Genomic DNA, 25,020 nt, shown 5'->3' with positions numbered 1-25,020 from the left:
TTCTTATCTTCCAAGACGAATGTCTTGTAGGACTTAGCACCTTTCTGCAATGCAGAGGTTGCTGAAGCTTCGTCGGGCCATTTCCCTCAGCTTCTCTTGATAAGAGTTATGTAATTAATGTAATCCTAACATGTTAACATTATTAATGCAAACTTTTCTGAAAATTAAATTTCAAAAATAAACGTTGATTTATAAAGGTTACCAAACACATTAATTTTATAGGTATTGAGATTTCACACACAATTTAAGTAATAAACCCAAATGTTAGACTTAAACATTTGGGTTTTCAAGTCAATTTTAATAACCTTTTTATTAATGTATTAATCTATATTAAATTTTTTAACGGCTTTTGAAAGATTTTCACTTAATTGAGTTAAGTTTTCAGCAGATACAGAAATCGATTCGATCGCATTTAGTTGTTCTGTTGAAGAGGCGCTTACTTCTTCACATGCTGCTGCTGTTTCTTCAGAAGTTGCTGCCATTAGTTGAATAATATCAACTACTTCATCTTTAAAATTCGTTACTTCCAATACATCTTTAGAAACTTCAGAGATTGATTCTTCAAGACGAAGAACTAGATTCGAAATATTACCAAAAGTTTCACTTGTGATTTCTACCACTTCATTTTGTGTATGGAAAGTTTTTTTGGTTGCTAACATTTGATCTGTTACTAGTTTTGATTCTAATTGTAATGCATTGACAGTTTCTCGAACCTCTTCAGTTGCCGTTGCTGATTGCTTTGCTAATTTTCGAACTTCTTCTGCTACGACAGCAAAGCCTTTTCCGTGTTCTCCTGCTCTTGCTGCTTCAATACTAGCATTAAGAGCCAATAAATTTGTTTGATTTGAAATATCCATTATTGTTTGCATAACACTATTTATTGAGTTGATTTTACTTTCCAAAGCTAAAATTACCTTTGCCATTTCTGACATACTATTTTCCGACTCAGCGAATGTGGATTGTAATTTATTTATTTGCTTTTGGCCGCCTTTATTTACTTGTTGCGCTTCTTCTGCGATAACCTTCATGCCAATAGATTTTTCGTGAATATCATTAATTTGGATGCTTAACGAATTTGCATGTTCGCCCGCAGTTTCTGCACGACCCGCAGAATTACTTGCACCTTCAGCAATTTCACCTATAGCAGCTGTAACTTCTTCACTTGAAGCATTGGTCTCCTCAGCTAAAGCGTTTAATCTGATCGAGTTATCATTCACTTCAAAAGATGAATCTTTTACAACTCGTATAATTGAACTCATATTTTCTGTCATTTTGTTGAAATCTTCAGACAGCTGACCTACTTCATCATTGCCTTTGTATCTTGAGCGAACGGTTAAATCACCGTTTGCAACTTGATCCATTAACTTTCTTAATACACCTATTGGTTTTGTAATTTTGGCAATAACTACTACTAGTGCAGCAAAAAGGATAGCTAATAGAATAATTGATACAATAACAAAGATATTTCGGATATCTGTAGCTGTTTTGTGAATTTGCCCTTCATCATAAACAGCCCCAATTTTCCACTTTAAGTTAGGTAAAGTATTGTAAATAGTTATGTACGATTTACCTTCTTCGTCATCATATACAACGCCTTTTTCTTTACTGCTATCAAATATTTTTTTGACATATGAATATTTAGACAAATCTTGACCAGATTTTGTCGGATGTACAATTGCTGTACCATTGTTACCGATAATCACTGGATAACCATTAAACCCAAGTTCCCTTTTAGAAATTTCTTTAGATAAGTTTGATAACAAAATATCAGTCCCTACTACACCAATAACTTCGCCATCTTTCACCACAGCTTTTGCAGCAGAAATCGTATATTCCTTTGTTGCTTGATCAATATAAGGAGCAGTCCAATATACTTGATCTGGATTATTGAAAGCATTTTTATACCAATCTCGTGATGTAGGATCAAAATCAGAACCTAAATCAACTTCGGGCATAATATCTAAATGTCGGTTTGATTGTGCATAGTATACAGAAGTTGTTGAGTTATAGATTGATAAGAAATCATTGAACTTTCCATTTAAGATTTTTTTCGATGACTTGCCTTTATAATTAAGAACTTCACTTGATTTAGAAAATTGAATAAGACCTTTTTCATAGTTACCAAGATAATTTTCAATTGATGAAGACATTTCAGTTACCAGTACTTGACTTTGGTCGATTAAACTAGCATCTGTTTTTTTATTTACTGTATATGTACTGACAATATTCAGTAAAAATAATCCTACAGCAACCAGAAAAATAACTGTACTTATAATTTTCCACTTAATTGTTTTACCCATTTTATTCTTTTCCCTTCTAAGCCCCATAGTAATAAATTATTAACATTAAACAGGTAATATAGACTCATGAATTTTTCCACCTCAATAGTATAACAAATTTCGACAAAATACTTCACAAATAATTTTATTTTTTAAGAAAATTCACACTAATACTTAATTTTTCCGGAATATGATACTTCTAAAATCGATATATACTATACTTCAAGTTATAACCAAATTATTTATATTTTTTTAATTTATATATATTTCTCTGTTATATAATAGATAACTATGGTAGAATATTTGTTAAATTTATATTTCAACTAAGGAGTGCTTACTAGTGAAAATCGAACGATCAAAGAAAATGGCTATGTTTCCAAAAGCAATATTCGGAGATTTAAAGGCCGCCGCCACTCGTAAAGCAGCTACTGGCACAAAGATAATTGATTTAAGTCTAGGTAGCCCAGATCTACCACCAGATGAGAAGGTTCGTATGGAGCTTTCAAAACAAGCAGCTTTGGAAAGTTCTTATGGTTATACTTTAGGCGGAACAAAAAAATTCTATCAAGCTGTAGCAAATTACTATAAACGCCGCAGCAATGTAGATTTAGATCCCGAAACAGAAATTATTCAAACAATGGGTTCACAAGAAGGTTTAGTCCATTTACCAATGGCTTTTTGTAACCCTGGGGATTATGTTTTATCGACTAATCCCGCCTATGTAGCCTATGATGCCGGTATTCACTTAGCCGAAGCGATTCCTTATTATATGCCTTTATTAGAAGAAAACTCGTTTTTACCAGACTTAGATGCAATTCCTACGGAAATTGCAGAAAAAGCTAAATTGATGATTTTAAATTTACCTGGTAATCCAGTACCTGCTATGCCATCTGAAGAATTTTTTGCAAAAGTCGTTGCATTTGCAAAAAAACATAATATTATCGTTCTTCATGATTCTGCATATTCAGAGTTCTATTTTGATGGTGGTAAACCAATGAGTTTCTTATCTACTCCTGGTGCTAAAGAAGTTGGTATGGAGATTAATTCACTATCAAAAAGCTTTAGTTTAGCTGGATCACGTATCGCATATATCGCAGGAAATGCTGAAATGATTTCTATTATTCAAGAGCTTAAATCAAACCTTGACTTTGGTACTTTCCAACCTATTCAAGATGCCGCTTGTGTGGCTTTAGATAACGCTGAAGAAATTACAGATCGTTTACGTGCTATATTCACAAAGCGCCATCGTACTTTGATGGAAGGTTTAAATAACATTGGTTGGACAGTTACACCTTCAAATGGGGGTATGTTCGTTTGGGCAAAATATCCAATGCAAGAACTGAATGATATCGATTTTGCTTTCAAGGTGATTGAAGAAACTGGAGTCGTAATTGTACCTGGTTCAATCTTCGGGGAAGCTGGAAAAAATTATGTCCGTATAGCATTAGTTCAAGATGAAGTATTATTAAGTGAAGCAGTTGAACGTCTTGGAAAACTTTCTAAGATTGAAGCTTAATGTGAATTCGTAGAAACTTGTAAGTTTAAAAAACCGAGCTTGCTTGATGCAGGCTCGGTTTTTTTATGCTTCGGGAGTTAAAATAAGTTTTAGCTTTCTTTAATGATCTTCAACATTTTTAATTATGACTCTTACTGTTCAAGGTAAAAGTTTTTGCTGCTCTCTACTTGCGGAGATTGTCTTAGTAAACATTCCTTTTGAAGATTTAATATACATCACTCGACTCTATTGCAATACAACATTAATAAACTTGTTAAATAGTCCAATTTAATTTTATCTCTTATTGTAAATTCTTTTTTTATTATATAGACTATCGAGGTTTATAATAAAAATAAAAATAAGCTATCATAAGATAGCTTTATTATATATCCATAATTCTAGATATAAAATTTTAAAATTGTATTTTTCGTTACTTATTTTTTTCTCTTATTCTCACAAAATAATCCAAAGCTGAGGAGTTGCTTGTGGTGGAATTGAAAGTGTACTGAATTTATATAAAACTGCCACTTCATGATTTGCAAAGATTTCACTTCTGTATTTCAAAAACCCTTGCGATGACCAAATAACAGCATTCTCATTTATTCTTGTACGTACTTGATTGCCAACCATATTTGTCTCATTATCAAATTGACCAACAGCTACTGCAAAAAAGTTTTCTCCTTCATTTACCACTAGAATTGAAGGCTTGAATTCTAATGAACTCTTTCTTGATCCAAATTTTGAATTTTGAATGTATGCTTTAAAATAATTACCAACCTTTATATCTTTAAATTGTAATATAGCAAAACTTCGTCCATTTACAAGAGGGATATGAGGTTGTAATTTCAAAAGAATCGTTTCATCGGAGTATTTAAGCTGGCACATAATCCTAGTATCCTCTTCAATATTTAAAATTTGACCTTCTATACATTGATACTGCATGAAATATTCCCCCTTACTTCTATTATATATTATTTTCAAATTTGAGAGATCCTTTGCTCTACCTATCTAAACTATTTTCTATACCTCCAAAAAAAATAGTGCTTTTCAATAAGTGAAAGGTACCCGTTCCTTTCCGCTTATTGGAAGCACTAAAAAGAGGTTATTTGCTTGTGAATGGCGGTTCTCTGAGCGCTTTAATTCACTGATGTTATTTCACTGATGTTGTAGCCGGAATTATAGCTTGTAAAATTGCAACTGCCTCATCTATTTCGTCGTAGGTTACGGTTAGTGGCGGTAAAAGACGAACAACATTTTCGCCAGCTGCTACGAGTAATAAGCCGTTCTTTTCTGCAGTATCAACGATTACAGTAGAATTTTCACAAGTCATACCTAGTAGTAAGCCCATTCCTCTAACTTCAACTGATTCAGGCAATGCTTCTATTAATTTCTCCTTTAAATATTGGGATTTTTTCTTTACTCTTTCTAAAAAAGTAGCATCAAAAATTTCATTTACAACAGTTGCTGCAACTGACATAGCTAATGGATTCCCACCAAAAGTACAGCCGTGAGTACCGGGACCAAAACTATCATATAATTCTGCTGTACCAAGCATCGCACCAATTGGGAAACCACCAGCTAAGCCTTTAGCAAGTGTTACAATATCGGGTTTTAGGGCTGTTTGCATATAAGCATAAGCTGTACCTGATCGACCAATACCAGTTTGCACTTCATCAACAATACATAAAATACCTTTTTCATCGCAGACCTTTTGAATTACTTCAGCAAATTCAAGTGTAATGCCATGAACCCCACCTTCGCCTTGAACCACTTCTAACATAATCGCTGCTGTTTCGTCATCAACTGTAGCAAGTATAGCTTCTACATCGTTATAAGGAATATATTCAAATTTTTCAACAATCGGTCCAAAACCACTATGTACTTTATCTTGTCCTGTTGCTGACATTGCACCGAAAGTTCGACCGTGAAAAGAGTGTAAAAAGGTAATGATTTTGTGTTTACCTGTATGTTTTCTTGCCAATTTTATAGCTGCTTCATTTGCTTCAGTACCACTATTACAGAAAAATGCATGTGATAATTGTGTATCCTTTACTAATTTTTCAGCTAATAGTTCTTGGTACTTACTTTCAAATAAATTAGAAGTATGCCATAATAGTTCACTTTGATGTTTAATGGTATCAACTAAAATAGGATTTGCATGACCAAGACTTAGTACTGCAATGCCACTAGTGAAATCTAAATAAGTCTTTCCTTTTTCATCCCATACTTTGGTACCTACCCCTTTAACAAGTTGAATTGGTCTTCTTGTATAATTTCCGAATAATGCGCTCATATACGGACACCCTCTTTTGCAATTTTTGTTCCTTCAAAATATTGGTTTACAATATGAATTTCCGGAATTCCTGCTTCTAAACATTCAATCGCTGCTGTTACTTTCGGAATCATACCACCATATATATCTTCTGATTCGATCCATTGATCAATTTTTTCTGGATGAACTTCTTGTTGTACCTCACCATGTATCTTAATACCGTTTGTATCAGTAACAAGAACCAAGGCTTCAGCCCCTATAGCTAACGCAATGTCACTGGCCACTGTATCCCCATTGATGTTAAGAGGGATTCCACTGTTTGTTGCGCCAAAACAAGCAATAACAGGTAATTGACCAGATAGTAAATAGCTTTGTATTTTTTCATGATGAACTTTTTTTATTTTACCTACATATCCGTATACATTTTGATCAAGAAAGTCACTTTCAAAAATGCTACTATCTATACCGTTTAGTCCTATAGCTTGAATACTCGTTGAATTGAGTTGTTTTGTTAAAAAAGGATTCACTTTTTCAACTAATGCATTTTGTACAATTCCAACCGCTTCTTTTGAAGTATAGCGAATACCATTAACCGTTTTATAGGCAATGTTATTCTCTTCCAATTCTGCATTAATCATTGGTCCGCCACCATGGACAATGACAATCTGAAAGCCTTCCATTCGATACTTTTTAAGAGCTTCAAAAAAACATGATTCAAGGCCTTCTAACATACTACCACCTAGTTTGATGACAATTATCTTAGGATCTATATGTGGCATTGATTTGTACATAGTCATATGTTAAATCGCACCCCCATGCTGTTCCTTTTCCTTCACCAATTCCCATATCTACAGCAATTTTCACTTCATTTTGTTTTAGATATTCCTTTAACTCTACCTCTGAAAACTGAATTGGTTCACCGAATTCTACAACAGTAGTTGAACCGATTTGGATGGTGATAGTTTCAGGATTAACTATCATACCACTGTATCCTACAGCACAAATGACTCTTCCCCAGTTCGCATCACAGCCAAACACTGCTGTTTTTACTAAGGATGACCCGACCACCGTTTTTGCAATTTGCAATGCTTCTAAATCTGTTTTTCCGCCTGTAACAGTGACTTCGATTAGTTTTGTAGCACCTTCCCCATCTTTTGCAATCATTTTAGACAAATCTTCACAAACTGCATTAAATGCTTCAGTGAAAACATTCCATTCAGGATGAGCAGGTGTTAACTCATTGTTTCCAGCCAAACCGTTTGCAAGAACAAGTACAGTATCATTAGTAGACGTATCACCATCAACTGTAATCGCATTAAATGTTTTTTCTGTCGTGTCTAAAAGTAATCCTTGTAATGTTTCATGACTGATATTCGCATCTGTTGTAACGTATGCTAGCATAGTTGCCATATTCGGTTTAATCATGCCAGACCCTTTTGCAACTCCACCTAAGATCACTTCTTTGCCATCAATTTTTATCGAATAAGCTGTGTGCTTTGTTGCTGTATCTGTAGTAAGAATGGCCTGTGAAAAATCTAGAGCATCTTCTAATTGAGAGCCTGCTTCGATATTAGCTATTCCTGCTTTAACTGTATCCATTGGCATTAATTCACCGATAACACCAGTTGAACAAACACCTACCAAGTTTGAAGAAATCCCCAATTTTTCTGCAGTTAATTTCTGCATTGTATAAGCATCTTCTACACCTTGTTTCCCTGTACATGCATTGGCATTTCCTGAGTTGACGATGATCGCTTGCATTTTACCCGTGTTGTGCACCACTTCTTTGGATAATAATAATGGCGCTGCTTTGATCACGTTTGTAGTGAACACACCTGCTACATTTGCTGGCACATCGCTCACTAAAATCGCTAAGTCTTTCTTTTTATGTTTTACACCACAATGGATTCCCGCTGCTTTAAATCCTTTTGGTGAAATGATATTAAGGCTTGCACTTCTCTTTAGGTTTTCTGTCATTAAAGTCATATTCTTCGCTCCTTAAATCCAAATTGGGATTTGTGTTAATCCTTGTGATTCTTCTAGTCCAAACATTAAATTCATATTTTGAATTGCTTGGCCAGCTGCACCTTTAACTAAATTATCAATCACCGAAATAATTGTGGCACGACCTGTTCGTTCGTCTACATTTATATGAATATCACAATAATTTGTTCCACGAACTTGAGTCGTACTAACTTTTGTTGCATCGCCAATAATTCGAATAAATTGATGATGATCATACTTACTATGAAGACTATTTAGTAGATCGCTTTTTGTTACACCTTGTTGTAATTTTGCATAACTAGTAGCCATAATTCCTCGATTCATTGGAACCAAATGTGTTGAGAAGGTTATCGGATGATCTGAATGTGCGAACATTGAGATTGCCTGCTCAATTTCTGGAATATGTTGATGTTTATTAATTTTATAAATTGATGTATTATCATTTGTTTCACAAAATTGATTATTTGCATTCGGTTTATTACCCGCTCCGCTAATTCCACTTTTCGCATCGATAATTAAATTCTCTGAATCTACTAGTTGATCATGCAATAGCGGAAGAAGCGACAATAAAACAGCTGTTGGATAACAACCAGGATTTGCGATCAGATTGGCTTTTCGAATTTCTTTTCCATTCCATTCTGTTAATCCATATACACTTTGATCCAGTAATTTTTGTGGTGCTGGTAATAATTCATACCAGTTTTCATAATCTTCTGCATCTTTAATGCGGAAGTCACCAGAAAGATCAATCACTTTTACTTTCTCCGTCAAAATTTCTGGAATTAGTTTGCTTGATACGCCAGATGGTGTACTTGTAAAGATAACATCTAGTTTTTGCAATGCTTCAGGTATAATTTTTTGTAATGGTTGGTCTATAATTTTTCGTAGATGTGTATATTTATTCGAAAATTTCACCCCATCTTCTGAAGAAGAAAATAGATGGATGTTTTCAACTTCTGAATGATTATACAAAAACCTTAATAATTCTAAACCTCCATACCCTGTAGCTCCAATTATACCAACCTGCATTGCTCTCACCTCTTGTTTATGATGTAACTATTATATTTCTGAATATTTATAAAGTCAATTGTATTTTTATTATTTATTGAATTTTTTATCAAAATAGGATTCTTATTCATTATTCAAGCATAAAAAAAGACACCCTGCAGACGATTGAACGTCAACAGAATGTCTTTGTTTTCATTATGATTTATTTTTTCCAATCTTTTATTTCATATTCTAATTCTGGATTATCGGTGTATTTGTTATAACGTTTTTTAAATAAATAAAATAGATGTGTTATAAATACTTTTAAAACTGCATATCCTGGGATTCCAAGAACAACACCAGGTACACCAAAGAGAGAGCCTGCTGTAAGTAATACGAATATAATCGTAATCGGATGTACGTGGAGTGATTTCCCCATGATTTGTGGTGAGATAAATTTACCTTCTACTAATTGGACAACCGTCCAAACTACAGCTAATTTTAGCAACATAATTGGAGCATTTACAACTGCAATAATAGCTGCTGGTGTTATCGCAATAATCGGACCCAAATATGGCACAACACTTGTTAACATCGCTAAGACCCCTAAAACAACTGCATAATCTAAACCGATGATTAAAAAACCAATTGTCACCATGACTCCAATACAAAATGCAACTAATATTTGACCTTGAATATAACTACTAATTTGGTGATCTGCCTCATGAAATACATGTGCAGTATCTTCACGCATACGTGGTGGAAGAAGTTTCAGTATATATTTTGGTAACTTTTCTCCATCCTTTAGTAAATAAAACAAGATAAATGGAACTGTAACGATTGCCAAAACAATCCCAGTCAAAGTTGAGATAAAGCCCGTAACACCGGTTGCTAAACCAGATCCTAATTCTTTTGCTGCATCTTTTACAGTGTCATTTAATTGATTTGAAATATTATTTAACACTTCATTCAAATCAAAATTGTATTTTGCTAATGTTTCACTAAAACTTGAACTCTCAATCACGTCTTGAACTGAATGAACAACTTGCATAAAGTAAGTCGGAAACTCTTGTATCAAATTCATAAATTGACCTTTTAAAAATGGAAATACAAGTGTAACAAACAAAGAGATAAGACCTATACCTACGACATATATAATGAGGATCGCCCAGATTTTCGGGATTTTCAATTTCATCAATAAATGTAAAACCGGTCTTAGTAAATAATACAGGATCATCGCTAATATTACTGGTAAAACAACAGTTCTTAAAAAAACGACAATTGGATAAAAGATGAAGGAAATTTTATCATATATTAAAATGATGACCCCTAATAATAGTAATGTAATTAACCCATACAACAGATTTTTGCCACCCAGAAACTGGATAAACCTCGTTGCAAAAAATGATCGTTTTTCTGGTTGCAATGAATTTCCCCCTCTTTTATTACACTTTCAAAAAAAATTATTTCTCTCTATCTTCTTTTTACCATTATACTCTTATATTACTTATTGGAACCAAGAAATTTATCTAAAGCTTGTTGATTTTGTTGAACATTAATTTCAAGTACTGAACCCGCTTGTGGATAATAGCCATAGCTATAACTATGTTCTACAGGTATCGTTAATCGTTCCATTTTAATATTACCTTTAATAATAGGAAGTATAAAAGATAATTCTTGTTGGTTTGTAATATCCGTTTCTACAAAACCTTTAACAGCACCTAATAATTTGGGGTAGTTTTTAAAATTGCCTGGTGAAAGAGCTTCTTTTTTTAGAGCTTCTAATGCTTTTTGTTGTCGATCAACACGACCAAAGTCACCCAGGTTATCGTGACGGAAACGTGAAAATCCTAAAAGCTCTTTCCCGTTTAATCGTTGTTCACCTTTTTTCAAACTAACGCCAATGTTTTCAGACATATCATGATCCACATATACTTTGACACCATTTGGTGCAATGATATCCACTAATGATTCAAAGCTTTTAAAATCGATTAATGCATAATGATTAATTTCTACATCAAAAGTATTTTGTAAAGTATTTTTTAATAATTGTACACCGCCTAAGTAATAAGCAGTATTCAGTTTATATGATTGATATCCAGGAATATTTGCATAGATGTCACGCATAAAGGAAACCATTTTGACATCATTAGTATCTTTGTTCCAATTTACTAATATCATGGAATCAGTACGAGATCTTGCTTCACCACGAGAATCAACGCCTAATAATAGGATATTTTCAACATTCGATTTCGTTTTTGTATCTCCTTTAAATTGTTCTGTTTTTTTTGCTATACCAGTACTAGATGCTAGTTTTAGGCCAGCTTTATATTGTGTATATGAGTAAATACCAGCAACAACAGCTAGTAGAATAACTATGATTAAAAAAGTACGACCTTTTCTTAATTTTCTTTTTTTCTTACGGACATGTGTTTGACGCTTTTCGTCCATATGACATTCCCCTTTCATTACTTCTTTTTTTCTAGGAAGTTATCATGTACACTACATAATAGATGTAGAAACTATTCTACGCAAGTATATTTACACCAAATTTGACTTGAGGAGGTCATATAAATGACAGTAACAACTCTTTCAACTGCTACTTTTGCCGGTGGATGCTTTTGGTGTATGGTCAAACCATTTGTCGAATGGGATGGCATACATAGTGTAACTTCAGGTTATATGGGTGGCAACTTAGAAAATCCTACATATGAAGATGTTAAAAAAGGTTCCTCTGGGCATCTAGAGGTCGTCCAGATTATTTTTAACGAAGAAATCTTCCCATATAAAAAATTATTAGAAGTCTACTGGCAACAAATTGATCCTACTGATGATGGAGGTCAATTCCAAGATCGCGGAAGCAATTATCGCGCTGCCATATTTTATCATTCAGAACAACAAAAATTATCAGCAGAACAATCCAAACTATATTTAGCGAATAGCGGTCGGTTCAAGAAACCTATCGTAACTGAGATTAGAGCTGCTGAAACCTTTTATCAAGCGGAAGATTATCATCAAGATTTTTACAAAAAGAATTCTGAACATTATAAAAAGGATCGTGCTGCATCTGGTCGCGATGAGTTTCTACAAGATAATTGGTAATCACATTCTTATGTAAAGACGCTCTAGTTTTAAATAGGATTCATCTCAGGGTACATATCTTTTTGTTATGTACCCCAATTTTAATTCTAGTATAAAAATTCTCAAGTTGGCTAATAATTATACATTTTTCTTACAATAAATCTTGCCATTCTTTGGGAGCACGAAATAATAAGAGAGGTAAAACTAGTAAGAGGTGAAATCAGTGGATTTATTTTTAATTATTTTACCGGTATTAATTGTTTTCCTTATTGGTTATATCGGGCAAAAGATCATCGGTTTTGATATTAAAACCATATCTACCGTTTCGTTGTATTTAATGTCGCCTTTTTTAGCTTTTCGTACATTTTATACAACTGCATTGACAATGGATTATTTATACATATGTATATTTGCAATTTTGTTAGTCATTGTATTGTTCATACTCACATGGATTTGGGCTTATTTTCTTAAAGCAGAACGATCTGAAATTTCAGCTATGATGCTTGGTGCTGTCTTTATGAATAGCGGAAATTACGGTGCACCTGTCGTAATGTTCGCATTAGGTTCTCCAGGATTTCATATAGCTGTTATTATCATGGTTTTACATTCATTATTAATGAATTCTCTTGGCATTTTCTTTGCAGCAATTGGCGGGAAAGGACAAGCTTCTATCAAACAAGCACTTCGTAACGTTTATAGAATGCCTGTTTTATATGCTTGTATAATCGGGATTTTGCTACAACTGTTTCATGTAAATATTTCAAAGTCAGTAATGAATGGCGTGGATTTAATTGCTGATGCCTCTATTCCTGTTGTCATGCTTGTATTAGGTATGCAACTCGCTTCCATTAAGAAAACACGTGTTAAATACCGTTTTGTTACATCAGTTAGCTTTCTTCGTATCATTGTATCTCCACTTGTTGCAACCGCAATTTTGTGGTTTATGCCTGTAAGTGATTTGATAAAATCCGTTTTAATTATTCAAGCAGCAATGCCAGCAGCAGCAAATACGACAATGCTAGCCTTGCAATTTGATACAGAACCAGATTTAGTATCATTTACAACATTTATCACAACGATTATCAGTATTTTCAGTATCCCTGTTGTGATGTATTTTTTAGGGATTTAGTGAAAATTATCTGAAAGAATCAATATCATAAATCCATTTTCGGTTTTTAAATACGAACATCTCAACGCATTAGGTTGTCCATATTCAGAATTGGATGTTCCGCTACAGACGGCCCTATCCATGGGCTAGGCTTCAATCTCATTAGTGAGGTCTGCGTCGACTTAGTTTAATGTACTTAAAAGTGAATTAATACAAAAATAATAGTATTAATCTGCTTTCTGCATGATGTGGAATTAGCTTCGCTTTCCGCGGGCGAGCGTTGAGCCTCCTCGGGGCAACAGGATGTTGGTCACGGAGTCGTTGCCACAGGACGTGGCGTTCTTAGACTCCGTTCCTTAAGTTCACTGCGGGGTCTCACCTGTCTCGCTTTCCCGCAGGAGTCTTCGCTAATTCCACATCAATAAATATAGCAATAGAGGATTTTTATAATAATTTATAATCTATTTTACTTTTTCAGTACCTTTTCTACGTTCCTGCATGACTTTCAGCTCAAGCTTTGACTCTCCGTCTTTCGCTTCACAATGAACTAAATTGAATATCATTAAATGTGCGTATATTTTATATAAACTTTGCATTATTAGATTGATTCAAATATATGAAAAATTAGTAGTTTCTTTTTTTCAATTAATATAATGATACCTAGGTTATTCAGATGGATATAATTTATTTTATAAAGTGAGGTCTTTCGATGAATAATATTCCTCCAGTTGTGCTGTTATTAATAGCAACAATTTTATGGGGTGGAAATTTCGTTATTGGGCGTGCTGTCGCAAATGAATTACCGCCATTTACATTAGCATTTCTTAGATGGTGTGTTGCATTTATCGTACTTCTTCCGATTACATATACTGCACTTAAACGAGATTGGCCACAAATTAAGAAACATTGGATAATTGTTTTAATATTAGGGTTTACTGGAGTAGCCAGCTTTAATACGCTTGTTTACATAGCTTTACATTACACTACTTCTATTAATGCATCATTGATGAATATGGTGACACCCGTCATTATTTACATCTTGTCATTCATATTTCTTAAGGAAAAATTAAACCGCAATCAAATGATTGGTACAGCTATTTCATTTATTGGAGTAATGACCATTATTTCAAATGGATCGCTTAAAACATTGCAGCATTTTACTTTTAATAAAGGTGACTTGATTGTCATCTTTGCAGTTGTTCTATGGAGTATCTATTCACTATTAATTAAGCAATATGCAAAAGAACTTCCTGGACAATCAACATTTCTTGTTTCGATTGCCGTAGGAATAATCATGCTACTACCGTTTTATGTCCATGAATCATTCTCAACTTCTATGCTGATTCATTGGTCAGTTACTTCAATATTTGCCATTCTTTATACAGGTATATTAGCTTCTATTGTTGCATTTATTGCTTGGAATACAGGTGTAGTTCGATGGGGTGCCAACCGTGCAGGCATATACTTAAACTTCATCCCAGTATTCGCATCTGTTTTCGCTGTTATTTTCATCGGTGAAAAAATAATCTCTTCACAAGTAATTATCGGACTTTTCGTTGTGGTAGGAGTATATTGGACAAGCCGTAAAATTATTGAAGCATATTAAAAAATAACATCTTTATTTATACAGTCGTAGAATTTTCTACGACTTCCTTTATCTCCCCCACCTATGCTTTCTAGTCTATTAATATGACTAAAAATGAATCAAATCCCTAATTTGATACTTTTAACTTAGTTAATATTTTTCTATTAAAACCTATGTGCTATACAAGGATACTTCTAAATAATCATTTTTAAATTATTACAATTATTACTTGCCTTTTGTAACAATTGTAATATATATTTTATTCAAGGAGGAATTACTGATGAAAAATAAATCCATTATTTCAATAACTTTGATCGCTACTCTAACTTTTGGGACAGTTTCTTCTTTACTATTGCCAACAGAATCAGCAGCTGTATCGAATGTTACAAATATTACTAAAGCATCTAAAAGTGAATCTACTTCTACATATAAAACAGCATCTATTAAATCATTCAAATTAATTCGTACTAATAAAACAATTAAAATATATGAAAAAGCTTCTACAAAAAGTAATGTGATGGATTCTATAAAAAATGACCAAGGTGTAGTTGTCTTAAAAAATTATAACAATGGCTGGTCAAAGGTTTCATTACAATTTGATACCGGTTATATCCAATCAAAATATTTATATAGTGCAAAAGCTAATACAAAAAATCACTATGCAATGAACACAAAAAAAACATATTCATATTATTCCCCAGAAAATAATGGCTCTGGCTTTAAATCTTATTCCAAAGCAACATTCAAAAAGCTTTATTCTGCTAATAAAACATTAACTAATTTTTGGTATTTCAATTCTGAACCTGATGCAAATGGAAGAATGGAGTACGAAACTTCAAAAGGCCTTTACTCTGGATATAAGGATATTGGAATCGCATCTTTAGCAATTAAATATCCCGTAAAACTAAACAGTTCTTGGAAAGGCCTTGATGGTCAAACTTTAAAAATAGTTGATACAAATAAAATGGTCAAAACAAAAGCGGGTACATTCAATAACGTCGTTGTCGTCAAAGAGGGTAATGGCAAAAACTATTCATACTATGCTCCCAAAGTTGGTTTGATCAAACAAACATATAACGGTAAGACTTTAAATGAACTCTCAGCAATCCATTAATACTTCGTGGCGTGTCAAATATGTATCTCAAGAAACTGTTTGACACCCCTTCATATAATGTTCAACTAATACTCCAGGAGGGCTCTCCTTCTTCCGTTTTGAGTGTTAGTTGAACTAATCGAGCTTTACGTAAAATCTCTCCCTCATGCCTATTATTTGAGTCTTAAGGGGATTACTACAAAATTACATGAAAAAGAAGTTAGTCAAAGCAAGTTGTTGACTAACTTCTTTTTATCCTTAGTACACTTTGTTTCATAACACAACGATTATTTCGAGCAAAAAAATGTTATAATGTATATCTATGTTTGAAATGAAAGGCGTTGAAAGACTTGAATTTAAAAAATTTGCCAAAAAGGTTACAAAATTATGAGCATATCCATTTAATTACACACACTGATTTAGATGGTGTTGGCCCATCAATAGTCTTACGTGCATATGGGATTTCTCACTCACCTTATTATGTTGAAACACGTAAAGTGGATGAAGCTGTACAAGCTCGTTTAGCTGAGTTAAATGATCATGAATTATTAATCATTACTGATTTAAGTGTTAATGATGAAACAGCCGAAATGATTGAAAAAATCAATCGTAAACCTGATGGTCGTTTTGTTGTTTTAATCGACCACCACGCTTCCGCAGTTTCTCTTAATGAATACACTTGGGCTACAGTCCTTCCAACAGTAAATGATATTAAAATGTCTGCTACCACATTGATCTTCAAAGAATTAAAAGATGCAGGCTATGAAGTATCCCCTATTATTCACGTAACAGATGAAGAAATAGAAGATATCGAAAAAACAACTGAGTATTCAGTTATTGAAAAGGAATTGTTCTTTGATCGTTTAGCACATCTAGTGGAAGATATCCGTTTATATGACACATGGGATTGGAATGTGCTTTCTATTCAAGAAGCAACTGATCTAAACACTATTTTCTATGCAAGAAGAAGACATGATTTTATCCATGCACGAATGGATTATATTTTAAATGGTCAATTGTTTACGCCCGAAGATACTGCTTACCTAGAATTTTCTAAAGAAGAGTTACGTAAAGTGTTAAAGAAAAAATCAAAACAAATGGTAATTGTCCCTAACTTCCAACTAAAAGGACATGAGACACCAATCAATATCGGTGTAGTTGAAACCGATTCCTACTATAGTGAATTAGGAAACCATTTAGCAGAAAAATACACCGAAGAAATTGATGCTGTATTTATCATAAGTCTTGTAAAAAACCGCGTTTCTCTTCGCTCAATCGGTGATACAGTCAATTTATCTGAAATTGCGAAAGCTTACAATGGTGGCGGACATCCAAATGCATCTGGTTGTGATTTATCTGAACTAGGTCCAGAATTTCTACTTGCTGTACTTGAAGCAGGCAAAAACAAATAATAATTCACACTAAATGTAAAGTTTATATACTAAAGCAGCCATCTAAGTGAGGCTGCTTTTTAGTTAGTTAAATCTATTTTCAGTTACTTCATCCAATAAATTTTGTTCTTGAAAAAACGCCAAATTCCCTATTGACCATTTCATAAATCCTCTTCCTCAAAAAAATTTTTTTATAAATTTTATAGAAAATAGTAGATTATTCTAGTGATTTTATGTATAAATATAGTTAGAAACCGATTACATTTAATGTTCAGAGTGTTTCAAAAGCTCTCAACTCATTCTACCTATTATTTTTAAATAAAAGTTATCATGAAATTGAATTCATATACATTGAACAATGTCATATTTCATTTGTTAGATGAGATTGAGGAAACATTTCATTATAGGGGGTATTTATTTATGGAAGCAACAATCGAAAGTCGTATTGGATTAAAAGAATTAGCAGACAAAGTAGTATCAGCAGATCAAGCAGCTGCACTTATTTCTAATGGTGATGTAGTAGGTATGAGTGGTTTTACTCGTGCTGGTGATGCGAAAGTCGTTCCAATGGCACTAGTTGAACGCGCCAAAACAGAGAAATTTAAAATTGATGTGTACACAGGCGCATCACTAGGTCCAGAAGTTGACCAATTCTTAGCACAAGCTGGCGTTATTCGTAAACGTGGACCATTCCAAGGTGATAAAGGAATTCGTACATTGATTAACAATGGTGAAATTCTATTTGCAGATATGCATTTATCTCATGGTGCAGAACAATTCCGCCAAGAAATCTTTGGACCAATGAAATATGCGATTCTTGAAGCTGCAGCAATCACAGCTGATGGTTATTTAATCCCAACAACTTCTGTAGGTAATAACCCGATCATTGCTGATGTCGCTGAAAACATCATCATTGAATTAAATATTTCACATCCTGAATCTCTTATTGGTATCCATGATATCTATGTCCCAGAAAAACAAGGTGAACGTCAAGCTATACCTTTAACAAATGCATCTGATCGTATTGGTGAAAAAGGTATTAAAATTGATCCTTCAAAAATTAAAGCGATTGTTATCTCTCAAGAACCTGATGCACCTTCTCTTATCGTGCCACCAGATGAAGAAACACAAACAATGGCTAATTACTTATTAGATTTCTTCAGCTCAGAGATTAAAGCTGGACGTTTAACAAAAACTTTAGCACCTATTCAATCTGGTGTAGGTTCAGTTGCAAACGCTGTATTAGATGGTTTTGCTGACTCAGAATTTGAACATTTACAAGTATTTTCAGAAGTTCTACAAGATGCTGTATTCAACTTGATTGATGCTGGGAAAGTTGATTTTGCTTCAGCAACTTCGATTACCCTATCAGAAGAATTAGGCAAACGTGTATATGAAAATCTTGATCAGTATGCGGATAAATTAGTATTACGTCCACAAGAAATTTCAAACCACCCTGAAGTAATCCGTCGTTTAGGTTTAATCTCAATCAATACAGCTCTTGAAGCAGACATTTACGGAAACGTAAACTCTACTCACGTTTCAGGAAGTAAAATGATGAATGGTATCGGTGGTTCAGGTGATTTCGCACGTAACGCTCGATTAGGAATCTTTGTAACTAAATCATACGCTAAAGGCGGCTCAATCTCTTCAATCGTTCCAATGGTACCTCACGTAGACCATACAGAACATGATGTTGATGTTATCGTTACAGAACAAGGTGTTGCTGACCTTCGTGGTTTAGCACCAAAAGAACGTGTGCCATTAATCATTAACAACTGTGCGCACCCTGATTTTAAAGAACAACTTTGGGAATACTACAATTCTGCAGTAGAAGCTACAGGCAATGCACAAACACCACATATTTTAAACCGTGCATTTGAAATGTATGACCTACTTGAAAAAACTGGTTCTATGAAAAAGTAATAATTTCTTATTTATGCGAAGGGAATACCCATTCTCTTCGCTTTTATATTTGCTTTAATCCCCTACTTCTCACCGACCACACAATATTAATTAATTTTCTATAAATACAAAACTAATTAATCAGCATCCAGATGTATGATCAATCTTTTATTTCAAAAATTTTTTGAAGTAAATTTCTCTTGATAACATAATGTTATAGAGCTTTCCAATTATCCATGATATAATAGTAACATTGTGAAAAAGGAGGTACTTACATGATTCAAGTAAGTAACGTAGGTCTTCGCTATGGCGACCGTAAGCTATTTGAAGATGTTAATATTAAATTTACACCTGGTAACTGTTACGGTTTAATCGGTGCCAATGGTGCGGGGAAATCTACATTTTTGAAAATTTTATCTGGAGAAATCGAACCCCAAGATGGTCATGTTAGTATGAATCCTGGTGAACGTCTTACTGTTTTAAAACAAAACCACTTCGAATACGAAGAATATTCTGTTCTAGAAACAGTTATGATGGGTCACAAACGATTATATGACGTGATGCAAGAAAAGAATGCCATCTATATGAAAGACCCTTTCACTGACGAAGATGGTATCCGCGCTGCAGAGCTTGAAGGCGATTTCGCTGATATGAATGGTTGGGAAGCTGAGTCTGATGCAGCGATCTTGCTACAAGGATTAGGAATTCCCGAATCAATGCACTACATGAAAATGGCAGAGCTTACTGGTTCTGAAAAAGTAAAAGTTTTACTTTCTCAAGCCCTATTCGGCAAACCAGATGTGCTATTACTCGATGAACCTACCAACCACTTAGATTTAAAAGCAATTCAGTGGTTAGAAGAATTCCTTATTAACTTTGAAAACACAGTGATTGTTGTATCCCATGACCGTCACTTCTTAAACAAGGTATGTACTCATATCGCGGACCTTGACTACTCTAAAATTCAAATTTATGTAGGTAACTATGACTTCTGGTATGAATCTAGTCAATTAGCACAAAGAATGTTAAATGACCAAAACAAGAAAAAAGAAGAAAAAATTAAAGAGTTACAAGCTTTCGTTGCTCGTTTCTCTGCAAACGCATCAAAATCAAAACAAGCAACATCTCGTAAAAAAATGCTCGATAAAATCGAATTAGATGATATCAGACCTTCAAGCCGCAAATATCCATTCATCAACTTTTCAATGGAACGTGAAATCGGTAATGATGTATTGGCTATTGATGGTTTATCAAAATCAATCGAAGATGAATCACAATTTAAAGATATTCGCTTCACAATGAACAAGGAAGATAAAATTATTCTTCTTGGTAACCCGATTGCGAAGACGGCATTCCTTAAAATTGTTGCTGGTGAAGATGAAGATTTCGAAGGCTCATACAAATGGGGTGTAACGACTTCTCAAAGCTACTTCCCTCTTGATAATGATGAGTTCTTCAGAGGTTCTGAAAAAACATTAGTAGAATGGTTACGTCAATTCTCCCCAGAGGATGAAACAGAAACATTCCTACGTGGCTTCTTAGGTCGAATGCTATTCAGTGGTGAAGAAGTTAAGAAATCTCCTGAGGTTCTTTCAGGGGGCGAAAAAGTACGTTGTATGTTATCTCGTATGATGCTATCTCACTCAAATGTATTACTATTAGATGAACCGACCAACCACCTTGACCTTGAATCTATTCAAGCAATAAACGAAGGTCTTATTAGCTTTAAGGGTGCAATGCTCTTCACATCTCATGACCATCAATTTATCCAAACAATCGCAAACCGTGTAATTGAAATTCGTGAAGATGGTTCTATTTTAGATAAACAACTTACTTATGATGAATACCTAGAATGGAAAGAGCAAAATAAATTAGACTAATTTATCTAGATTAGTTGCTTCCTATTGAAAAGAGGAGATTAGCTGTCAGAAATTGACTGCTAATCCCCTCTTTTTTCATGCTATTATATCTTCTTTAAGATTTCTTGCATAATTATTAATAAAATGATCCATTTTAGACTTTTATAAACGGACATTTTAACACATTAACTTTTCACTATTCAGATTGGAATGTTACGCTACAGACGGCGCTTTCCACGGGCTTGGCTTCAATCTCCTCGGGCCAACACGATGTTGGTCACGAAGCCATTTCCACAGGACGTGGCGTTCTTAGGCTTTGTCCCTTACTCCTGCATCGCTTCTCTAGCTTCGTCGCAAGAAATTCTTTTAACAAAAGAATTTCTTCCTGCGGGGCTTTCAGCTCAAACTGCTCCCGTAGGACTCTGAATGAGCCTCACTGAATTAGCCTTGCACGATTGAAATACGAATGCATTTTCGAGGAGTCACCTTCTTTCGCTCACAATGAACAAAATTGGATATCATTAAATGTTTGTATAATTTTATATGGATTTTGCATTATGATAATGATTCAATAGAAATAATTCTCTTGAGTAAGCATAGTAAAAAGACGTATTGAGTGAATAGTTCAAGCTAAATGACTATTGAAATTGATGCATTATAAAATAATATTTTTTTATAAAAATAAAATTGTATATATTACACTTTTACTATCCATAATAATAATACTTTCCTACGGATGATAGGCTATAAATATTACAAAAGGCTATTAAATAATATTCAAAATATAATTAGTTCGAACCATTATTTAAAAATAATAAATAAAAAAAGAGCACCCTTTAAGGATGCTCCTTTTATTAAGCGATATTAGAATTTAGTAACGTTTGCTGCTTGTGGTCCGCGGTTACCTTCAACAACTTCGAATTCCACTTTTTGGCCTTCTTCAAGAGTTTTGAAGCCTTCGCCACCGATTGCTGAGAAGTGTACGAATACGTCATCTTCACCTTGAACTTCGATGAAACCGAAACCTTTTTCTGCGTTGAACCATTTTACTGTACCTTGTTTCATGTTTGAAACCTCCAAAAAATAAAATATTTTAAATCAATACGAAATTTTTAACCGAGATCAAAGATTTACATATTACAAAAAGCATCTATTCGCCAGCTACTCTTTGTAATACATAAATATCTTTTGTTTCAAACTAGGTATTTAAGAAAAAGGGGTAAACGAGTTACCCCTATTTAGCAGTAAATTAAAGTTTTGTAACGTTTGCTGCTTGTGGTCCGCGGTTACCTTCAACTACTTCAAATTCTACTTTTTGACCTTCGTCAAGAGTTTTGAAGCCTTCGCCTTGGATTGCGCTGAAGTGTACGAATACATCGTTTTCGCCTTCTACTTCGATGAAGCCGAAGCCTTTTTCTGAGTTAAACCATTTTACTGTACCTTGTTTCATGTGAGAAAACCTCCAAAAATAAAAGTGAACAAATAAGAATTAATACCCAAAACAAAAATTCACATATTACATAAAGTACCGATGACAAGCCGATCACTTTTTGTAATATGTGAATGGAAGTTTGCGGTAAATCAATTTCATTTGTTAATAATAGTATAACACGCTAAAAATCTATGTCAACAAAATTGAAGATTTTTCAAAAAATTTATTACTTTCAACTTGGTCTAATTTGTCTCTTCCCATATAATTCCATGATAGGTTTGAATATCATCATCACAGGCTTCACAAAATTGTATTTCATCATCTGACCAAAATGCCCAAAAGCGTTCTTTCTTTTGCCCTTGATACATATATTTTTTTTCAAATGTTTTTAAAGTTGCATTTAAAAAGTTTTTTGCTTCTTCTTTACTTTCAAAAACTTTCTCTTCAACAATACTCTCTTCCCATCCTTCAAACTGCCACCAAGGCTCATAATCTGCTTTCATATAGATAATCTTATACATTTATGTCAATCCTTCTAATTTTTTTATGAAACGTTTACAAATTACATTTAAATCTCTATTTTATAAGTAATACATATGCTAAAATAACTATATATACCATTCCAAACGTATTAGAGGGGGAGCTCTATGTTCACGTCAATTAGACCTAAATTAGAAATGAACCAGCTATTAGAAAGGGGCACTGATATATCAATAGAAGGAAGGTTTAAAGAAACCTTAGCATTTAATCACTTCGAACGTAAAGACGAACAGATGTTAATTGAATTATATAAGAAGCTTTTAGATTGTACGCCTTCAATGAAAGAAATTTTCATTTCCTATTTAAAAGAGATTTCTCCAAATAAGCAAAACCTTATTGATGAGAAATATATCGAACGCTATTTACATATATTTTTTAATGCTCCACGAGACGAAAATTACGTAGATGAAATAGTTAGTTTCTTCTATTTATTTAGAAATTATAAATATGAACCTGGAAAAACAATTGTTTTATTTAACCAATTCGCATTTTATGTGACTACGCATATATTGTATAACTTTGGCTTTAAACCTGCAAAAGCATTTGACTTCATGCGTTCTTTTCAAGCTGCTGTCAATATCGATCAAGAATTACTATTTGAAGTTGTAACCGAACGAATGATTGAGCATTCTGTAACTGAAGTTTCTTCTTTAATGGACACAGCATCTCAAATCATGTATATGAAAGATTTAGTCCTTAACTTAGATCGCCAATCTGAAGAAATACAATCTTCTACAGCTGCTACCGAACAAATAACAGCATCAATTAGCGAAGTTGCCAAAAACTCTAATCGTATCTCTGAAAAGACATCTGAATCTGTAAAAAATGCTACTAATTCAAAAAATACAATCTCCTCTGCTTTAAATGAGATATTTAAAACTGGTGAAACATTTACTTCTATCGTTCATTCTTTTGATGAATTGCAAAAACGTGTAAATGATATCGAAAATGTTGTTACTTTAATTAAAGGAATAGCAGATCAAACAAATCTACTTGCCCTTAATGCATCAATTGAAGCTGCAAGAGCTGGTGAACACGGTAAAGGTTTTGCTGTTGTTGCACAAGAAGTCCGCAAGCTTGCGGAAAATACAGTGTCAGCACTAAGTGAAGTCTCATCTAATGTCCAACATTTAAAAGATTACTCTGAAAGCGTTGCTACCTCAATCACGGAAACAACTTATATAATAAAGGAGGCAACTGGAGAAGCAAAAAATTCTCTACCTTTATTAAGCCAAATTGTTGAAACGATAGAAGACATTAATACAGATGTAACCAATACAGCTGCTATTTCAGAAGAACAAGCAGCAGCCGCAGATGAAGTTTCAAATCGAATGGTTCAAATTACTGATTTGCAAGAAAATATTAGAGAGCTAGCTCATTCTACTTCTTCAGGCATTCATCAATTAGGTAATCAGATCAATCATTACAGACTAAGCCTAGTCGATCATAATAATGTTCAGCTATCCAGCCTTGCCCTATTACAATTATCAAAGGCAGACCATATTCTGTGGAAATGGCGTATATATAATATGTTCTTAGGTTTAGAGAAAATATCCGAAAGCGAAGTTTCCTCCCATAAAGAGTGCCGTTTAGGAAAGTGGTACGGATCACAAAAGGCACTAGATCGATTTGGAAAAGAAAATGCATTTAAGGAACTTGACATTTATCATCAAGAAGTTCATGATCAAGCAAAAATAGCTGTTCAATTATATAATAACGGTCAAATACAAAAGGCAGAGAATGCATTAAAGCAAATTGAAATTTCTTCATCTAAGGTACTAATTAATATTAACCATCTAGTCGAAAAAATTGAAAAAGAACGATCAATACTATAAATTAAATAGTAAGAAGTAATTGAGCCGTCACGGAAGAATTCTTCGTCGGCTTTTTCTTTCGCAAAAACTTATAAAATATATTAAAATAACATTAATGATCTTTAATAAACTAAATCACATGTACTGAATTTAATCTCTCTTATTTGTAAAAAGG

General features: G+C 33.6%; 20 protein-coding genes and 1 riboswitch. Of the genes, 9 read left to right on the top strand and 11 right to left on the bottom strand.

The features are described 5' to 3' along the window. Positions 1-106, bottom strand: a riboswitch (SAM riboswitch). 214 nt (positions 107-320) lie between these two features. Then, entirely contained in the window at positions 321-2,300 is a 1,980-nt protein-coding gene (locus tag ACIQ4I_RS01090; RefSeq protein ID WP_403092014.1) for a methyl-accepting chemotaxis protein, read from the bottom strand. Between the two features lie 319 nt (positions 2,301-2,619). Between ACIQ4I_RS01090 and ACIQ4I_RS01085 the strand changes: the two genes are divergently transcribed. Beyond that, positions 2,620-3,795, top strand: coding sequence for an aminotransferase class I/II-fold pyridoxal phosphate-dependent enzyme (locus ACIQ4I_RS01085; RefSeq protein WP_403092012.1), 1,176 nt, complete (start codon positions 2,620-2,622; stop codon positions 3,793-3,795). 432 nt (positions 3,796-4,227) lie between these two features. On the opposite strand, the gene ACIQ4I_RS01080 is transcribed toward ACIQ4I_RS01085, so the two are convergent. The 7 genes from ACIQ4I_RS01080 to ACIQ4I_RS01050 all read right to left on the bottom strand — a co-directional run bounded on the left by ACIQ4I_RS01080 (position 4,228) and on the right by ACIQ4I_RS01050 (position 11,488). Then, entirely contained in the window at positions 4,228-4,716 is a 489-nt protein-coding gene (locus tag ACIQ4I_RS01080; RefSeq protein WP_403092010.1) for a hypothetical protein, read from the bottom strand. A gap of 208 nt (positions 4,717-4,924) precedes the next feature. Continuing rightward, positions 4,925-6,067, bottom strand: coding sequence for an acetylornithine transaminase (locus tag ACIQ4I_RS01075; protein ID WP_403092008.1), 1,143 nt, complete (start codon positions 6,065-6,067; stop codon positions 4,925-4,927). Continuing rightward, the gene (gene argB, locus ACIQ4I_RS01070; RefSeq protein ID WP_403092007.1) at positions 6,064-6,843 is read right to left on the bottom strand and encodes an acetylglutamate kinase; all 780 of its coding nucleotides are present in this window, start codon (positions 6,841-6,843) and stop codon (positions 6,064-6,066) included. The genes ACIQ4I_RS01075 and argB overlap by 4 nt, the downstream gene beginning before the upstream one ends. After that, a complete protein-coding gene (argJ, locus tag ACIQ4I_RS01065; RefSeq protein ID WP_403092005.1) occupies positions 6,806-8,032 on the bottom strand; it encodes a bifunctional glutamate N-acetyltransferase/amino-acid acetyltransferase ArgJ in 1,227 nt (408 codons plus the stop codon). Before argJ ends, argB begins: the two co-directional genes overlap by 38 nt. A 12-nt stretch (positions 8,033-8,044) precedes the next feature. After that, on the bottom strand, positions 8,045-9,079 hold the full coding sequence (gene argC / locus ACIQ4I_RS01060) for an N-acetyl-gamma-glutamyl-phosphate reductase (RefSeq protein ID WP_403092003.1): 1,035 nt from the start codon (positions 9,077-9,079) through the stop codon (positions 8,045-8,047). Between the two features lie 181 nt (positions 9,080-9,260). Beyond that, entirely contained in the window at positions 9,261-10,463 is a 1,203-nt protein-coding gene (locus ACIQ4I_RS01055; RefSeq protein ID WP_403092002.1) for an AI-2E family transporter, read from the bottom strand. A 77-nt stretch (positions 10,464-10,540) separates the two neighbouring features. Continuing rightward, positions 10,541-11,488 carry an LCP family protein gene (locus tag ACIQ4I_RS01050; RefSeq protein WP_403092000.1) on the bottom strand — a complete coding sequence of 316 codons (948 nt, stop codon included), beginning with the start codon at positions 11,486-11,488 and terminating at the stop codon, positions 10,541-10,543. 123 nt (positions 11,489-11,611) lie between these two features. Here ACIQ4I_RS01050 and msrA point away from each other — a divergent pair, with 123 nt between their 5' ends. The 7 genes from msrA to ACIQ4I_RS01015 all read left to right on the top strand — a co-directional run bounded on the left by msrA (position 11,612) and on the right by ACIQ4I_RS01015 (position 21,080). Further along, a complete protein-coding gene (msrA, locus tag ACIQ4I_RS01045) occupies positions 11,612-12,139 on the top strand; it encodes a peptide-methionine (S)-S-oxide reductase MsrA (protein ID WP_403091998.1) in 528 nt (175 codons plus the stop codon). A gap of 202 nt (positions 12,140-12,341) precedes the next feature. Next, positions 12,342-13,247, top strand: a complete 906-nt coding sequence (locus ACIQ4I_RS01040; RefSeq protein ID WP_403091996.1) for an AEC family transporter — start codon at positions 12,342-12,344, stop codon at positions 13,245-13,247. A gap of 688 nt (positions 13,248-13,935) precedes the next feature. Then, complete coding sequence (locus ACIQ4I_RS01035) at positions 13,936-14,832, top strand: DMT family transporter (RefSeq protein ID WP_403091994.1); 897 nt, start codon at positions 13,936-13,938, stop codon at positions 14,830-14,832. A gap of 259 nt (positions 14,833-15,091) precedes the next feature. Continuing rightward, positions 15,092-15,925 (top strand): SH3 domain-containing protein, encoded by an 834-nt coding sequence (locus ACIQ4I_RS01030; RefSeq protein WP_403091992.1) that lies wholly within the window; start codon positions 15,092-15,094, stop codon positions 15,923-15,925. Between the two features lie 329 nt (positions 15,926-16,254). Beyond that, positions 16,255-17,316 carry a DHH family phosphoesterase gene (locus ACIQ4I_RS01025; RefSeq protein WP_403091990.1) on the top strand — a complete coding sequence of 354 codons (1,062 nt, stop codon included), beginning with the start codon at positions 16,255-16,257 and terminating at the stop codon, positions 17,314-17,316. A 399-nt stretch (positions 17,317-17,715) separates the two neighbouring features. Then, on the top strand, positions 17,716-19,221 hold the full coding sequence (gene scpC / locus ACIQ4I_RS01020; RefSeq protein ID WP_403091988.1) for a succinyl-CoA:acetate CoA-transferase ScpC: 1,506 nt from the start codon (positions 17,716-17,718) through the stop codon (positions 19,219-19,221). A gap of 254 nt (positions 19,222-19,475) precedes the next feature. After that, positions 19,476-21,080, top strand: a complete 1,605-nt coding sequence (locus ACIQ4I_RS01015) for an ABC-F family ATP-binding cassette domain-containing protein (RefSeq protein WP_403091986.1) — start codon at positions 19,476-19,478, stop codon at positions 21,078-21,080. 843 nt (positions 21,081-21,923) lie between these two features. On the opposite strand, the gene ACIQ4I_RS01010 is transcribed toward ACIQ4I_RS01015, so the two are convergent. From ACIQ4I_RS01010 to ACIQ4I_RS01000, 3 genes are all read right to left on the bottom strand, one after another. Then, positions 21,924-22,124, bottom strand: coding sequence for a cold-shock protein (locus tag ACIQ4I_RS01010; RefSeq protein WP_397538407.1), 201 nt, complete (start codon positions 22,122-22,124; stop codon positions 21,924-21,926). Positions 22,125-22,308: 184 nt separating this feature from the next. Continuing rightward, entirely contained in the window at positions 22,309-22,509 is a 201-nt protein-coding gene (locus ACIQ4I_RS01005) for a cold-shock protein (protein ID WP_102692015.1), read from the bottom strand. Positions 22,510-22,733: 224 nt separating this feature from the next. After that, positions 22,734-23,012 (bottom strand): DUF1033 family protein, encoded by a 279-nt coding sequence (locus tag ACIQ4I_RS01000; protein WP_403091983.1) that lies wholly within the window; start codon positions 23,010-23,012, stop codon positions 22,734-22,736. Between the two features lie 126 nt (positions 23,013-23,138). Here ACIQ4I_RS01000 and ACIQ4I_RS00995 point away from each other — a divergent pair, with 126 nt between their 5' ends. Further along, a complete protein-coding gene (locus tag ACIQ4I_RS00995) occupies positions 23,139-24,866 on the top strand; it encodes a methyl-accepting chemotaxis protein (RefSeq protein ID WP_403091981.1) in 1,728 nt (575 codons plus the stop codon). The last annotated feature ends 154 nt before the right edge of the window (positions 24,867-25,020 follow it).

The sequence above is a fragment of the Rummeliibacillus sp. NPDC094406 genome (assembly GCF_044763875.1).
Classification (GTDB): domain Bacteria; phylum Bacillota; class Bacilli; order Bacillales_A; family Planococcaceae; genus Rummeliibacillus.
This window is presented reverse-complemented; position numbering and strand designations above follow the sequence as displayed.

Bases quoted from the DNA above. Each gene is read 5' to 3' on its own strand.
- ACIQ4I_RS01090 (WP_403092014.1), bottom strand. From the start codon at position 2,300: ATGGGTAAAACAATTAAGTGGAAAATTATAAGTACAGTTATTTTTCTG.
- ACIQ4I_RS01080 (WP_403092010.1), bottom strand. From the start codon at position 4,716: ATGCAGTATCAATGTATAGAAGGTCAAATTTTAAATATTGAAGAGGAT.
- ACIQ4I_RS01075 (WP_403092008.1), bottom strand. From the start codon at position 6,067: ATGAGCGCATTATTCGGAAATTATACAAGAAGACCAATTCAACTTGTT.
- argB (WP_403092007.1), bottom strand. From the start codon at position 6,843: ATGACTATGTACAAATCAATGCCACATATAGATCCTAAGATAATTGTC.
- argJ (WP_403092005.1), bottom strand. From the start codon at position 8,032: ATGACTTTAATGACAGAAAACCTAAAGAGAAGTGCAAGCCTTAATATC.
- argC (WP_403092003.1), bottom strand. From the start codon at position 9,079: ATGCAGGTTGGTATAATTGGAGCTACAGGGTATGGAGGTTTAGAATTA.
- ACIQ4I_RS01050 (WP_403092000.1), bottom strand. From the start codon at position 11,488: ATGGACGAAAAGCGTCAAACACATGTCCGTAAGAAAAAAAGAAAATTA.
- msrA (WP_403091998.1), top strand. From the start codon at position 11,612: ATGACAGTAACAACTCTTTCAACTGCTACTTTTGCCGGTGGATGCTTT.
- ACIQ4I_RS01035 (WP_403091994.1), top strand. From the start codon at position 13,936: ATGAATAATATTCCTCCAGTTGTGCTGTTATTAATAGCAACAATTTTA.
- ACIQ4I_RS01030 (WP_403091992.1), top strand. From the start codon at position 15,092: ATGAAAAATAAATCCATTATTTCAATAACTTTGATCGCTACTCTAACT.
- scpC (WP_403091988.1), top strand. From the start codon at position 17,716: ATGGAAGCAACAATCGAAAGTCGTATTGGATTAAAAGAATTAGCAGAC.
- ACIQ4I_RS01015 (WP_403091986.1), top strand. From the start codon at position 19,476: ATGATTCAAGTAAGTAACGTAGGTCTTCGCTATGGCGACCGTAAGCTA.
- ACIQ4I_RS01010 (WP_397538407.1), bottom strand. From the start codon at position 22,124: ATGAAACAAGGTACAGTAAAATGGTTCAACGCAGAAAAAGGTTTCGGT.
- ACIQ4I_RS01005 (WP_102692015.1), bottom strand. From the start codon at position 22,509: ATGAAACAAGGTACAGTAAAATGGTTTAACTCAGAAAAAGGCTTCGGC.
- ACIQ4I_RS01000 (WP_403091983.1), bottom strand. From the start codon at position 23,012: ATGTATAAGATTATCTATATGAAAGCAGATTATGAGCCTTGGTGGCAG.
- ACIQ4I_RS00995 (WP_403091981.1), top strand. From the start codon at position 23,139: ATGTTCACGTCAATTAGACCTAAATTAGAAATGAACCAGCTATTAGAA.